The sequence below is a fragment of the Chitinophaga sancti genome (assembly GCF_034424315.1).
In the GTDB taxonomy this organism is placed as follows: Bacteria; Bacteroidota; Bacteroidia; order Chitinophagales; family Chitinophagaceae; genus Chitinophaga; species Chitinophaga sancti.
In genome coordinates this window covers 6,783,962-6,799,291 of record NZ_CP139972.1, presented here as the reverse complement: position 1 = coordinate 6,799,291, position 15,330 = coordinate 6,783,962, and the positions used below count along the sequence as shown (strand labels likewise).

At 46.3% G+C, this 15,330-nt stretch carries 10 protein-coding genes; 2 read left to right on the top strand and 8 right to left on the bottom strand.

Annotated features, from left to right (window positions below; all coding sequences use genetic code 11):
* Window positions 1–7: 7 nt before the first annotated feature.
* The 8 genes from U0033_RS26870 to U0033_RS26835 form a co-directional block, all read right to left on the bottom strand.
* The gene (locus tag U0033_RS26870) at window positions 8–1,342 is read right to left on the bottom strand and encodes a glycoside hydrolase family 140 protein (protein WP_072360157.1); all 1,335 of its coding nucleotides are present in this window, start codon (window positions 1,340–1,342) and stop codon (window positions 8–10) included.
* A 7-nt stretch (window positions 1,343–1,349) separates the two neighbouring features.
* Window positions 1,350–4,364, bottom strand: a complete 3,015-nt coding sequence (locus U0033_RS26865) for a DUF6298 domain-containing protein (RefSeq protein ID WP_072360159.1) — start codon at window positions 4,362–4,364, stop codon at window positions 1,350–1,352.
* Window positions 4,354–6,450 carry a DUF3826 domain-containing protein gene (locus tag U0033_RS26860; protein WP_072360161.1) on the bottom strand — a complete coding sequence of 699 codons (2,097 nt, stop codon included), beginning with the start codon at window positions 6,448–6,450 and terminating at the stop codon, window positions 4,354–4,356. Before U0033_RS26860 ends, U0033_RS26865 begins: the two co-directional genes overlap by 11 nt.
* 18 nt (window positions 6,451–6,468) lie before the next feature.
* The gene (locus U0033_RS26855) at window positions 6,469–8,238 is read right to left on the bottom strand and encodes a RagB/SusD family nutrient uptake outer membrane protein (RefSeq protein WP_072360163.1); all 1,770 of its coding nucleotides are present in this window, start codon (window positions 8,236–8,238) and stop codon (window positions 6,469–6,471) included.
* 11 nt (window positions 8,239–8,249) lie between these two features.
* A complete protein-coding gene (locus U0033_RS26850; RefSeq protein WP_072360165.1) occupies window positions 8,250–11,402 on the bottom strand; it encodes a SusC/RagA family TonB-linked outer membrane protein in 3,153 nt (1,050 codons plus the stop codon).
* Window positions 11,403–11,951: 549 nt separating this feature from the next.
* Window positions 11,952–12,200: a hypothetical protein gene (locus U0033_RS26845; protein WP_072360167.1), complete on the bottom strand. Its 249-nt coding sequence runs from the start codon at window positions 12,198–12,200 to the stop codon at window positions 11,952–11,954.
* Between the two features lie 78 nt (window positions 12,201–12,278).
* Entirely contained in the window at window positions 12,279–12,713 is a 435-nt protein-coding gene (locus U0033_RS26840; protein ID WP_072360170.1) for a MauE/DoxX family redox-associated membrane protein, read from the bottom strand.
* A 496-nt stretch (window positions 12,714–13,209) separates the two neighbouring features.
* Window positions 13,210–14,169, bottom strand: a complete 960-nt coding sequence (locus U0033_RS26835; protein WP_083571499.1) for an Ig-like domain-containing protein — start codon at window positions 14,167–14,169, stop codon at window positions 13,210–13,212.
* A 340-nt stretch (window positions 14,170–14,509) separates the two neighbouring features.
* Here U0033_RS26835 and U0033_RS26830 point away from each other — a divergent pair, with 340 nt between their 5' ends.
* On the top strand, window positions 14,510–14,902 hold the full coding sequence (locus tag U0033_RS26830) for a response regulator (RefSeq protein WP_072360291.1): 393 nt from the start codon (window positions 14,510–14,512) through the stop codon (window positions 14,900–14,902).
* 72 nt (window positions 14,903–14,974) lie between these two features.
* The gene (locus tag U0033_RS26825) at window positions 14,975–15,328 is read left to right on the top strand and encodes a DoxX family protein (RefSeq protein ID WP_072360173.1); all 354 of its coding nucleotides are present in this window, start codon (window positions 14,975–14,977) and stop codon (window positions 15,326–15,328) included.
* Window positions 15,329–15,330: the final 2 nt, after the last annotated feature.

Below are 15,330 nucleotides of genomic sequence, written 5' to 3'. Positions count from 1 at the left end.
GGTTATTTTAAGAACGGTCCAGGATCAGTACCCAGTCGTTCCCTTCTTCTTCCTTTCCTGGCGGGTCAAATACCTTTACACCTTTGTTTGGAAATATACCGATCCGAGTGCTTACACCGGTGCGTGGATCATACCAGGAAGCCGCGATGTAATTCGCTTCGATTTTGCCTAACTGTGCAGGGATACTACGACCGGTGGCAGTATAATAAAGCGCATATGTTTTAGCCCTTGTAGCAATGATCCGCTGGTGTTTGGTACCCGTATCCTTTGCCAGCAGTGACTGGTCTGGTACCCGATCGAAGTAGGAACGGGTGATCATCAATTGCTTTAAATATTTCATTTGTGAAGCACCGGGTGCACGGAGTGCATCCGTATATACTTCTCTTACGCCATATATCCCTTTCTCTTTTGCCTTGTGAAACTGCATCACCGCACTATGGCCATAGGTAAACCCTGCGCCACCGGCAAATACAGACCAGTAAGCATAACGACGTACATCCTTGTCTGTCCAGAATGGCTCCTTCGGATCATGCAATCCCTGTGGAATACCTTCGTAGGATGGCTCTCCATCCAGTACAGGTTTTACAGGTGTCCGCCTGTAATCTGCCTGGATATACCTGAAATTATCTTCTCCGTATTTCCTGACAGTTGTATCCTGGCTATAACGCTGATGGCCGGACTGGAACATATTGAAGTTCAGCCAGGCAGCATTGTGAAACCAGTCAGATGACTGTGCACGGCCTCTTGGATGAAAGGTCATAAGATGTACGGAATCTTCTTTGTGCAGGGTATTGCCGATGGCATTCCATACGGCTGTAGAATCACTGCCTTTGATATCGCCACCGTTCAGCCAGATAATGTTCTTTTTATCATGGAAACGGGTAGCGAGGTAATGTGCATACGCAGTGGCTGCTACCGGCGATACTTTTCCTTCCTTGACAGGTGAGCCCCATACCGGTACCAGTGCCATGTAAATGCCCCTGGCAGCAGCTTTGTCCACTACACTTTCCACGAAATCGAAGTACCTCTTCTGCGGCAGGGCCAGGTTGCTTTTCAGCAGGGCAGAATCGCCTCTCTGATTTACGGCTGCCAGTTTAGGCAACAGCATCACCTGGATCAAATTGAAGCCTTTTTCCTGGCGGTCATCCAGGTATTGATCTACCGCTGCATCATCCAGGTTGGTAAAGAGTAACCAGCCGGTATCTCCTAACCAGAAGAAAGGCTGTCCATTGGATGTCTGAAAAAAGTGCCCATCCTTTGAAACCTTCAGGGGCAGGGTTTTACTTTGCCCATAAGTAAGGAACGGGAATAATAATACGATAAACAGTGTTTTCAATTTCATGCTTAAACTATTTGCGGCTTATCCATAACACCGCGGGAGACTGTTGCGGGTTATGGAATTTAAAGCTACTGATCTTTTTGTTACTGATCAGGTGTCCATCCTTCGCATCTATCCAGCGGGCTATGCCCGGTACACCCGTCTCTACTGATATCTCTGCAGTTGCATTACAGTAAATAATGTATTCGTTTGCTGCATTCTTTAAAGCCATTACACCGGGCAGATCTACAGGTTGCATGCCGGCGGCGGCCTTTAAAAATCCAGGAACATCAATTTTCGGAATATCTGGCAATGAGCCACCTGCCATAAATACCGCCCATCCAAAACGATCGTAACTGTCTGCTGAGTAGATAACTGCTTTGCCGGGATATTTATCCCGGTATTCACGAACAGCTTTGTACACCATTTCCTCGCTGGTTTTCTTTGGTTTCAGCAGGCGTGCATGCTGACGGGGAGCCAGGTTCTGGCCACCCTGCGGAGCGTAGGTTTTACCGTCCAGCTGATAGTGCCAGTAACGAATGTCGATCAGGTCGATCACCTGTGAGTAGGCCGGGTTTTGCAGGATACTATCCTGTACGTCCTTTGTTGTACTGAGCCCTATGATATTTTTAGATGGATGTTGTTTTTTATACGCATCGATGGTATTCACCCAGAATTGAACAAAGTGCAAAGGACCTGTAAATTCTGCACCAATTAGTTGTATGACATTGCTATAGTTATCAAAGTTTTGCAGGCACTGGCGAATATATGCCTGGTGCAATGCACGGCGTACCGGATGGCTGGTATCGTAAAACTGTGCTGCCATGAAGATGCGCTTGCCACCGGCATACGGCGGCGGTTCCGGGAAACCGGTGTTATTCACATTGTTTGCAGGTCGCCAGGGGAAATCTGCATAGTGGGCACCGGCTTCGATGATATTATGCTGGAAGTAGTTTTCGTGAATTAAGATCCTGTCTTTGGATGCGAATTGCTGTAAACGGTTCCAGTACCAGGTATTGTATTTTGTTACATCATATTTGCTCAATCCATCCCAGGCAGTGCCTTCTCCACTACGGGCAAAAGGCAGTTCGTAAAAGGGGGGCCAAACATCCCCGTCTATACGTAATACCCGCTCATGATCGTCTCTTCTCCTGTCATACCAGAGGCCATAGTTATGGTCAAAGGCGATGATATTCTTTTGCGCCATCCAGCTGGCTACGCTGTCTATATCATCTGTAAAACCTGTACCTATGCGGCCTGGCACAAAACGCGTCAATGCAGGTACGGCTTCTTTTGCATCTTCAGGGCGGATACCTCCGCGCCACCAGGGTTCTTCATGGCGGCCACCAGTGAGGAGTTGCGCACCATCTAAAATTTTACCCTGTTGGATGTGAATAACAGCTGCCGGAGGATAAGAAACCCATTCGCTCTTTTTGGCTGCTACTTTAATTCCCTGTGTGTTGACTATTACCGGCTTTTGTTTCCTAATCCATTCCTGTAGGGTCAATGCCGGCTCCTTAGATTGTGCAATCAGTTCTGCCGCCTGCTGCGGTGAAGGACTGCTGGATGCCTCAGATGTAGCTGGCATGAGCCGCGCCCTGTCTGATACATCTTTCCCTAAACGATCTGCCAGCTGTGCATAGTATAAACTGCGGGGATTGACGTATTCGTTGGAACTATTCCAGTAGCCATTACCCTGAAACTGTGCCCAGGCACCAAATGACCAGTTCATTGCTCCCGGGGGTGCCGGGCAGATGATCTTTGCAGCCGCACATTGCCAGAGCATACTATTGGCAGCAGACCAGCCAGCCCCCTGTCCATCCTGCCCCCTGTCAGGGAAACCCAGTGCCTGCCCTGTTACCTGCACATTATCCAGTAATACGCCGGAGGCCCAGCTATCCAGGGTACCACTATAGCTAAAGGGCATCCGCGATTCACATTGTACAAATGCATTCGGACCCGCCGCACAATAGCCTACGCCAAAATCATGATAGCCATATTGTGCGTAAATACGCTGGAAAAGCGTTTGCTGACCGGCAGTAAAAAAGGTATTCCTGCGCTGCCCGCCTGTTTCACTCACAGGTGCTAATGAGATACAATCTTCTACAGTGATCCGGCCCGCAGTTTCCCAGATGGCCACTGCCGAACCGGCAAAATGCTCGAATGAAACCTGCCTGACCCAGCTGTCTGTCGCATTTTCGATGGTGATACCCATCCAGCGATGATCCTCATCTTTGGGTCGGTTTTCATCTACGGCAGCTATACATCGCAGGTTTTCCACACCCACATGTGTGATCTGCCCGGGCCATTCATAAGCCGTAACGGTAGCGATGCCGTAAGTTGTATCCAGTGCTGTGGTCAATGGCGCATCGAGCGTAAGCTGATTACCATGTACTGCCAGCACTTTACGATCCCAGTGGATTACGCGCTCGCCGGGTTTCCAGCCTAAGGCGGTGATGCCACCGCCAAAGTGTTCTGTACCTAATGCTGTGATCCATGCTTTTGTACAGGGCCGGGTGATCTCCACCCTGTCTCCCCGTTTGAACCCTGCCTGTGCTACGGTAATAGTTGTAGCATTGACAGGTACATACGCATCAATGATATTCACCGGCGTTTGATACTGTTTGTTATGCACACCCCATATGCGAATAAGCGGAGCGCGATCAGTACCGGCAGCGAATAAAATAGTTTCAGGTCCGCTCCCTCTTAACACCACATGACTATTCCTGATGTGCAATGTGCCCCATACCTGGTAAGTACCTTTGTTCAACACAACGGCACCACCTCCAGCAGCAGCTACCTGATCCAGGGCAGCCTGGATATCGCCACCCACAGGCACCACTATACGTGCCGGCAGATCAGGGATCGCACTATCTCCTGCCAGGTATCCACAATATGAATAGTCAGGTACACGATTGCCTAAGGCATCTGGTGTATACACCAGATGCCCTTCTTTACCAACCGATACGGGTGGCTGTATCTTCTGCTGTGCCCCTGCTGTGAGTGTCAGACCACAGGCCAGCGTCCATAATAACTTATTTTTCATTCCTACGTTTCTTCCAGTCTGCTTCTGCTTTTTTCATATCAATACCGGATGCTGATAAGTAGTTGTTGATTCTTCCTTTGTACTTGCCAAACACTGCATGTTTTTGTTCGGAAGTACCTGCATCCATGGCATGTTCCCGGGCTTCAACCAGCCAGGTCATAATCTGTTGCTGTTGGGCAGCTGTCAGGTTAGGCAGCATGTCCAGGTAAGCGCCATAGGTGACAGGCAGGATGCTGTATGTCATACCATCCTTTACTTTCGTCACCTGTTCAGTAGTTAATACGGAAGAGAGTTTTGACAGGTAGTGCTGGTGCAGTTCATGCAGGAGCGCTGTATCTTTTTTACCCTCGTTGTCTTTGATATCCACATATTGCTGTGCAATGATGGCCTGTACCTGGTCATTCTTTACCGGCTCTTCAATCCCCAATGTGGATACGATCTTAGCTACGCGCTCATTGATGATCATGGTATATGGCTTCTTGTCACCTTTGATGTCATTCAGGAAATCTTCGATATTGGTATACCCGTCGCCATTCTTATCTTTTACTGCATCGCTGGCATCTTTTGGGTTCAGGCCATGTTTAGTTTCCCATTCATCGGGCATACCATCGCCATCAGCATCTTTGTAAGGTTTGCCCTTGTATTCAGGATAACCACCTACCTGTGCAATATCGTAAATGATACCTAGCTTATAGGAATCAGGCGCCAGTCTGCGTTTGATGAATTCACTACCAATTTTAGATTCGGTGTTGTCTTTGTACTGGATCTTACCGGTGCGCACCTGTTCAACCACTCGTTTATCTACGGGGTCACGTACTGGCAGGGTCGCACCTGCATTGTCCAGTACATACTGGTAAGCGTCGTTTGCAGAGAGAATCGTCATCTTAGGCATTGGTGCCGGATGATCTACTTTCATATCTGCTGTGTATTGTCCTGCATTACCAAGGTCTTCTACCTGTACACCGCCATCCCAGTTATTTTTATTGATGTTATCATAGCCTTCCATGATATTGCCGCTTACGTATGTTCTGCCAAACTGCTGGTATTTCAGTTTGCTACGGCCGGATTCCGGCTTGATAATACGATGGCCTACATTCTCATCCCTTGGCGTGACAGGACCGGGTTTGAAATAGTTATTGATGATGTTGAACTGTGAACGGTAATCGCCACCATCTACGGTACGATGTTTCCAGTTGAACACAACGTTATTCACAAAGTTGAAGATACTGAACCAGCCCACTGAAGGATTACGTCCTGCATTACAAGCCCAGAGGTTGCGGATGAAGGCACAGTTTTCCCCACCCAGTGTACTGCCAAAAGCATGGTTGTAAGTATCCAGTGCTTCTGATGAAATACAGTTCTGAATAGTGATGTTGACAGTCGGGAGTTTTTCTTCCTGGTAACCTTCTCCCGGGTTATACATATGGCGGTACAGGGAGATGTTCTCATCCAGGCCCCAACTGGCGGAGCAGTGGTCGATGATGATGTTACCAATTGGATTGCCACCCAGTGCATCATCACGACGACCTACGGTCGTTTCGCCTCTGCGGAAGCGCATGAACCGGATCACTACATCATGCGTATCGATCCAGAAGCTTTCGCCGGCTACACAAACACCATCACCTGGGGCGGTCTGCCCCGCGATGGTGATATAGGGTGCACGAAGGATAATGGGGGTCTTTAAATGGATGATACCGGCTACGTTGAAAACTACGGTACGTGCGCCCCCCTGATCACAGGCTTCGCGGAGCGTACCAGGCCCCTCGTCGGCCAGACTTGTTACTACGAATACTTTACCTCCACGACCGCCAAAGGTATATGCACCACCACCTTCAGCGCCGGGGAAGGCAGGAATGCTGGCCTGTGGCAGATCGGTAGGCCGGGAAGCATAAGGTATATATGGCTTGCCATTGCGTGCTTCCTGCGTTACAATGGGTAATGCTTTCTGCCATGCCTCGTCAGCGTGCTTTTTGGCACCTTCCAGCATAGAATCACTTACCTGCTGTACAGCTTTCGGTATGGTTGGATATTGAGCAAATGCATGGTGCCCGAGACAAATTGCTGCCAGTATGAAATACTTTTTCATCGGTTATTTAATTTCAGATTATTCGTAAGGATTAAAGGTGCCGCTGTTCCATCCTTGTGTCTGTTCCAGCGATGGGTTCCGTTGTATATTTGATGTAGGTATACCGTAAAAATAATAATTAGAAGGATAATTTATAGACCCCTGTGTATCCAGGTAACCCACTGCCGGTGAGAAATAGGTAGTGTAGTCACTACCATTGATATCCAGCTTGTCGCGCAGCATGATGCCCTCGCCATCGGTTTTCTCCAGGATAGCTACTGTATAAGGTGATTTTATGGACAGTGTGAGTATTCTTCTCTTCTTACCATTCAGCTGATCGAATAGTTTATTACGACGCATATCGTCATAGCGTTTACCTTCGAAAGCCAGTTCGATCCGGCGCTCATTCAGGATGACAGTACGCAGCTCGTCCTGTGATATACCGGTTTTTAAACCGTACATATTGTCTGTACCCGGATTGATGCCAGCCCTTTTGCGGATAGCAATCAGCATATCGTATGCTTCCTGTGTACGGCCGGTCGCATTTGCACATTCTGCCAGGTTGAGCATGACTTCGGCCAGGCGCAGTTCTACCCAGTCAGTTTTACCCAGTTTGGTATTATCTTTAATCGTCGCTGTATTACAATTTTTGCGGCAATAGAAACCTGTTACACAGGGTTTGCTTTTATCGTCTGTCATACCAGCGTAGTTCCATTGCCTGCGATTGGTTTTATTGCTCAGCGGCCATGTACAGCCATTGTAAGCAATGGTTGCATCAAAGCGGGGATCACGGTTTTTCCAGTAGTACACCGCATCATAACCGGAAGAAGCATCGGTGATAGGCAATCCATCCTTAGTAGGATAAGTCTCTACCAGGTCCAGTGTAGGTTGATAAGAACCTCCTCCCCCATTTGATTCAGAGTAAGGGCGGGCAGCATCGTCAAATGTGCTGGCTTTGTTAGCCCCGTCAAATGAACGCAGCATAATGACTTCTTTGTTACCTGTACCTTCATCCAGCCATATATTGGCGTAGGAAGGATACAGGGCTGCTCCATCTATGAGCAGGGTATCATATGCATTTCTGTTTGCCTGATATGCACGTTCCCAGCGCGCCTGATCTTTGTTTGGATTGAACTGAGGGCTTGCCCAGTAAAGGAGCATACGGCCTTTGATACCTAATGCAGCGCCCCTGGTAATACGTCCTTTGTCAGCACTACCCCAGCTGGCAGGGCATTTAGTCGCCATATCAAAGTCTCTCGCGATAGAATCTATACATTCAGAAGTTTTGTTTCTTTTTACGAAAAGGTTTTCTGTGATCCAGTCCTGTGGATGATTGATATATGGCACACCACCATATAGTTTCACCAGCTGGAAGTAAATCCATCCACGGAGAAAATAGGCCTGTGCTTTAATCTTTGTTTTAGTATCTGTATCCAGTGTACCTTTTTCAATTTCAGTGAGCAGGATATTGATCTTGCGGATGTAGGCCCAGGCATTGGTAGATGCATTACCACCATAGAAGTCGTTGACATTGTCTACTGAGAGTGTTCCATACCACAATTTGTTATCGCCACCGTTGTAATCATCAGCCAGGTCATGAATTGCAGTAGGAAGCGTACCTGCCCCCTGCAGATTGGGCCAGGTAGGCATGGCAAGGTCATACAACCTGTTCAGGTAAAGAGTGGCAGTAGACTCATTATCCCAGGCCATTTCATCGATACCTGAGAGGTCCGTTTTGTCCAGGATCTTGGAGCAGGAGCAAAGCCCCAGCAGGAGGAAGATGTATATATAGTTAATCTTACTTTGCATAATTGTTGATTTTACAAGCTCAGGTTCAGCCCAAATGTGTATGTACGCAGTGCAGGATAATCGATCGCCAGGTTTGTAGCCGGGTCTTTGTAAGGCTGATGATTGATCAGTACCCACAGGTTTGAACCTGTCAGGAACATGCGCAGTTCAGGAATTTTCCATTTTGCAGACAGCTCTTTAGGCAGGCTGTAAGATAACTGTGCATTGTTCACACGCATGGCTGTTGCACTACGCACCCAGAAGTCAGATACTTCGCTGATGAGTGGAGAGTTCATGAGCGGATACTTCGCATTCGGATTATTGGGTGACCAGGAGTCTTTCCAGATACCGAGTGCGCGGGCGTTCTCTGAAGGAGGCGTTCTCGCTGTTTTATCATATGCTTCGTATCCGCCTACCTGCAGACTTACACTGATGTTCAGCTTCAGGTCTTTCCAGCTTCCGCCAAGATTAAAGCCCATCCCAAAAATGCTGCTGCTTCTCGGTGCGATCCGGGTTTTATCATTCGCATCTATTTTACCATCCCCATTGATGTCCTGGTAGTTCATGTAACCAGCGATGAGGGGGTTACCATCAATCGTCCAGTTCGGGTGTGAGATGAGGAAATCTTCTGCCTCTTTTGGTGTGCGTACAATGCCGGTAGATCTATAACCTTCCATCCCATTGTCCGTTCTGCGGCCTATTGGATTCTTCCAGGCGGTATCGCCTGCACCATAGTATTTGCGGATCACTCTATTGTCGCTAATACCGAAGTTGATGGCAGCATAGTATTTGAAATCTTTATTGATTACACCATTGTAACCCAGGCTTGCTTCAAGGCCCCATGATTTCAGTTTGCCATAGTTCTGGTCTGCAATAGCCACCCCAAAGGTGGAAGGAACAGTGTTGGTAGGCTGTTGCAACATATCGTAGTTATAGCGGTGCCAGAGGTCTATTGCAAAGTTGAACTTTGAATTGAAGAAGGTACCATCAAAGCCCAGGTTTTTGTAAAGGGCTTTTTCCCAGGTGATGTGTTCATTGGGAATATCATTGTTACTCAGCCCACTGGTATAGGTGCTCCCGAAGAGCATACCTGTTGTCTGGGTATATCTTTCTTTGTATTGGTAGTTTCTCACCGCATCGTTACCTGTCAGCCCCACCTGGAAGCGGACCTTCAGGTCATCGATAAATTTCACACTGCGATGGAACCAGTCTTCCTGGGAGATCCTCCAGCCGAGGGCTACGGAAGGGAAGTAACCCCAGCGGGAATCCTTCGGGAAATTAGGAGAAGCATCTGCACGGAAAGTAGCTTCCAGCAGGTATCTTTCAGAGAAACTATAGTTCAGGCGGCCCAGGTAACTCATACGACCGGTTTCGCCAGCAGAACCACCATTGTCATACAGTGATTTATCCTGGCTGAATGCGAAGAGTTCATCAATTCCCGGAATAACGACCGTTTCACGGCGGGTATTGAAAGCATCGCTCTGTGACTCGCCCTGTTCTGCTACTAGCAGCAGGTTGAAGTCATGCTTACCAAAAGTGCGTGCGTATGTAACCATTTCATCCAGCTGATAGTTGGATGAACCACCATAGTTTTCCAGCATCACGTTCCCGTTCTTGATGAATGTGGTGGCGTTGGTAGCAGTGGTCTTGTTGGTAAAGATCACGTTCTGGGAAGTAACATGTGCCCCTTCCCTGATAAAGTTATACAGGTAGTAAGGTACATAGTATTCCTTGCCAAAATCAGTGCGGGCATTGCGTCCGTATTGTACACGGAAGGAAAGCCCTTTGATGGCAGGTAGTTTATAATCCAATGCGGCGTTGATGGTCTGACCCTGTGATTTGGTTTTGGCATAACTGCCTGTTTTCACCAGTTCTGCGGGGCTCCAGCCGGGTACAGAGGAATATACCGGTTTACCATCGATGTACATAGGTACCCATCCTGGTGTGAGCAGCAGCGCGCTTACAGTTGCGTTCATCTGGTCTGACTGTTCGGTGGTTCCTGAGGCAACGGTTTTGGGCGTAGGCCTGTTCACGATAGAGTTGTCTGTAGCAAAGGAGACAGTAGCGGTCAGGTTATCCACAATTTTAGCGTTGATGCCCAGGCGCACACCATATTTATTGCTATACAGGTCGCCTACGTTTCCATCTTCTTTGTAGTAGTTGGCGCCGGCGAAAAAAGTCACTCTCTCACTACCACCGCTTACATTGATGGTATGGCGGGAGAGATGTGATTTTTTCCAGACATCATCTATCCAGTTATAGTTGTGTGATTTGAGATAGGTCAGTTCATCATCAGTGTAATATTTGGCGGTATTGGCATCTTTGAGGCTGGTATATTTGCTATTGAGCATGCTGGCATGGTCATAACTATTGAGCATTTCAGGAATGTAGGTTGCGTTGGAAATACCATAGGAACCTGCATAACTGATGCGTGGTTTGCCGGGTTTGCCCATCCTTGTTTTCACCAATACCACACCGTTTGCACCCCTGGCACCATAGATGGAGGCAGCGGCATCTTTAAGGAAGGTGATACTTTCTACCATGGTTGCATCCAGGTTGTCAAAATCTGCCTTCGTCATCTGGAAACCGTCTATTACGTAGAGCGGATCGGTGGATGCACCTGTAGCGGCCCAGGTGACAGGGTTACGGATGGTGACCGTGGTGGTGGAACCGGGGCGTCCTGAAGACTGGGCGGTAGATACACCTGGTACCTTGTTTTGGAGAGCAGTGGCCAGGTTGGCTACGGGCAGATCCTGTATTTCGGTAGTATTCACCACTGCAACAGAGCCCAGTACGTTTGCGCGCTTTTGCGAACCATAACCGATAACGACGGTTTCATTCAGGGATTTTACGTCTTTTTCCAGGAAAACATCAATAGCTTCCTGTTTGTTGACAGCAATTTCCTGTGTGACGTAACCGATGAGGGAGATGACAATGGTAGAGTTTTCATGGACCTTTAAGGTATAGGATCCATCGGGAGTGGTAGTTGTTCCTTTGTTACCTACTTTTACACGAACCGTTACTCCGGGGAGCCCGGTCCTTTCATCAGCGTCAAAGATTTTCCCTTTTAAGATGATTTCTTTTGCCGGCGTAGCAGGCGTGTTATTCTGCTGTGCAAAGGCCGTGGAACATAAAAATAGCAATCCTGTTATCCTTATCAGGATACATGGTAGATTTTTTAACATTGCCCGCATTATTTAAGGCATATACAATGAGGGATAGTCAGCGCATGGTGGTATGTCTGATGCAGGCATACGGCCTTACAATTATTAATGGGTGGTGTCCCAGTTTATATCCCCTGTGAGAAATTGGATCCTATACAGCAATTGCCGTATTACGATCTTGTAGTAGTAACATTCAACGATAAGAACCTTACCCTGAGATGGTGATATTCATACTTTTTCATACCTGATGGAATTTTATTCAAATTTTTCAAATGGATAGCAGGGCGCGGTCTGCTATTGTTTTTATGGGCCAGTCTACAGTGAAAAAACGCCGCTCATAATCATGGAAATTACACAAACTGCAGTTGCATCTTCAGTGTCTTACTGACACTAATAGGAGCCAAGCTACAGAAAAGTTTAGGCAAAAGAATGGATCAGGGGAATTTTATTTACGCAATCGTTGCCGGAAATGACCGGAGGGGAAATCGCTTCGCCCTGAAGCACAAAACGTTGCTACCGGGGGGTAGCAACGTTTTGTTGGCGGAAAGGCAGCTTGTATCCGGCTGGCTATCACTCTTTGAAGGCACGGGCTATGGACGTTGTGGTCGGATCGGGAGAGGAGTAGCCATAGGCACACAGTCCTCCGTTTCCTTTACAACCTGTTGGCGGATTGTCTTTATCGAAAGTTGATCCCAGGTAGTCATACGTAAATGGGTCATACCAATAGACGAGCGACCTGAAAGATTTAGCAGCCTGTGTGGCGCTAATGGTTACAATGGTAAGTACTGCCGCTAATGCAGTAAGACGGATGTGTTTCATTTTTTTTACGATGTTAAAGTTTGGCGTATGTGATTTAATTAGTTGTTGTAACTCAGATACAATCTTAGACTAGTCGTATTAATGCTGATTTAAAATCCGGTATGTATTATGCACCAGCCAGATGCCGGTCATGCACAGTAATAAACATGCGGCATCAAACCACACATGTGCATTCCAGCTCATACTGCTGATGATTCCCCCGCAGGTACAGGGTAACTTGGTGCCACTACCAAGCAACATTCCCAGGTAGACCAGGAATCCGGCAAAGAGGATAGCACTTGCAATGAAAGCTGTTTTGCGACATGCAGTAATCAGCAACATTGCTGCGAGCAATACTTCTCCTATTGGCAATACCCAGGATACAATTCCAGACCAGGAAGCAAGCAGTGACCAGGGGGAAATACTCAGTTGATATCTGAATGTGGCATGCTCAATCAGTTTGGTTATTCCGGTATACAAAAACAATATGATGAGTAAAGACGCAATGATTTCAATAAGCAGCTTCTTTTTCATTTTTCATAACAATTCATGAGCATATGGAGGACATACATTCGCTTGTAGCATTTCAGGAAATACTTTCTCACTTAATATTTTCTTGAAATACTAATTCAGGTTTAATAACAGGAAATACTTTCCAGTGCGCATTACATACCTGCTCTTAGCAAAGAGCTTTGATTTCTTTTTAAATAATAATACCAGGGGAATCGAATTGGCTATTGAGACTCTTTGGCTACTTAAGACTAAATGCTGATACTTGATTTTGTTGTAGTCACATTACATTCTTTCCTGGGTATTTTGAGTTCTTATGTTCTTTAGCAGACCTGATTATTGGATACACGGCTCAGATTTTCACATCTCATAGTGGGGGGGCTGACAAAAGTTTAACATAACTACATAAAAGTAGGGAATAATTTGGATATAGCTACAATTTTCCTGCGTAAAATAACAGTCATTTTGCGCCTATCATTTTGGTTTTTATCATGTAATAAATTGCAATGGATTGTATTTACTAATGGGCTACCACTACATTTGTATAAAAGCTATAATCTTTTGATCGGGTATACAACATATACATACCTGAGGGTACCCTGCTCACATCAATGGTAACCGTCAATCCGTCTAATGCCATCTCTTTTTCATATACCGTCAAACCATTGTAATTCACTAAGGAAATCACTGCTTTTGCACTTACTGCCGGCAAGTATTTCACTATCAGATTTGAACTCGCGGGGTTGGGGTAGATCTTGTCAAACATACCGGTAGATACTGCAGTTCTTGTGAGTACAACTGATGCTACATTGGGATTACCTGCCTGGTCTCTCGCTGTGCTATCGGGGATTTGCACACTCAGCTGTCCATCATGTAAAGGTGTCACAATTGCAGTAATCAGGTTATTGCGTACCCGGTCAAAATCAGATAAGGTCGCATTCGCTAAAATGATACGGCTCACATCAAAAGTGCTGATCGCTTCACTGAAACTGATACTCACACTGAATGGGGCAGATACAGGACTACTCGCTGTAGAGAATACACCGGATGTAGGACGGGTCATATCAAAATATACTTTGCTATTGTCTGTCGTTGCATTCACTACATTCACAGTATCACCTGCATTATTGATATAAACTATATTGAACAGGATCTCCCCTTCTGTATCCGTATTCGTCATTGTCCAGGAAGCAGTGTATTGCAAATAAGATACGGCAGTAGGGCTCACCTTATGGCCGGCAATAGTAACCTGGGGTATGGGAAGGTCACTGCTGGCAATAAAGGTCAGCGTCACTACATCTCCCAGCTTTGCAAAGGAGGTGTTCTCATTGTCAGACACTATACTGACGTTGCTGACTGCTCCGGAAGCGCTTGCCTTTGCAAGGCTTTGTGCGGTGACATCAGCAAATACAACGGATAGTATACAGCATGATATTAGGAGCCTGTGAGCTATGGTTTTTCTTATTAAAAATCGGTCCATTAGGATAGGGATCTCCGGTTTTTCAGTTAGTAGGCTAAAATTATAAATAATTATTTAAAGAAAATAATAATATGTAGATAATAAAACCAGTAAAACCCGATACAGTTAAGGATCAGGGCCTGAGAAAAGCGCCTTATTCCCTGTATTTCAATTGATAACAATAAAATCAGGGTTCGAAAGCAAATCTCATAGAAAAATGGGTGGAAAGGTCAGCGGGAAATCCATAACGCCCCTGATTTAGTATCGGTTGTTTATTAGCAATAATATACATGTTTTAACAAGTCTCCGACCATCCATGTTAATTGGGCATTATAAAACTATTATCGGTACTTTTGCGCACATGACGAACAAGGTTATTTTACTGGTGGATGATGATATTGATGATCAGGAATTATTTGGTGAAGCGATGTCTATTGTGGACAGCGCAGCTGTTTGTCACTTTGCATCTGATGGTGAAGAAGGACTGGAATTACTGAAAGACAATTCCATCGATGTGCAACTGATCTTCCTGGACCTGAATATGCCTAAAATGAATGGCAAACAGTTCCTGGAAATCATCAAACAAAACGAACAACTGGAAAAAATACCTGTCGTTATCTTTACTACTTCTCTCAGAGAAAAAGATGGCCTTGAAACCGCTGCTTTGGGTGCTGCCCATTTTATGACCAAACCTTCCAGCTTCGGAGAACTCGTTAAACAGTTGGAAGGCGTATTGGAAAAAGCCCTCGGATAAACTCCACTAACCTGTAAGTAACTAAAATTTTATAGCTTGTTAACCTGCTTAAGTTTGCGCTAAAAAGCAATCATGAAAGTATTGAATCCTCTCCTTTGGATCCTCCAGGTTGTATTAGCCATACTGTTTATTTATTCCGGTTACCTGAAGCTATTTACACCCATCGCCCGGCAAGCAGCTATGTACCCATGGACCGGGCAGGTAGCCCCGGTATTTCTTCGTTTTATGGGCGTTATTGACCTCTTAGGCGGTATTGGAATATTAATCCCTTTCACGAGAATTTATGCTGCCAGCGGGATTGTATTGCTCATGATCAGCGCCGCTGTTTTCCACATTACGAGAGGCGAAGCCAGTGTAATTGGATTTAACATCGCCGTTGCTATTGTTGCAGGCTTTATTGCCTGGGGAAGAAAGAGACTGGCATAGCG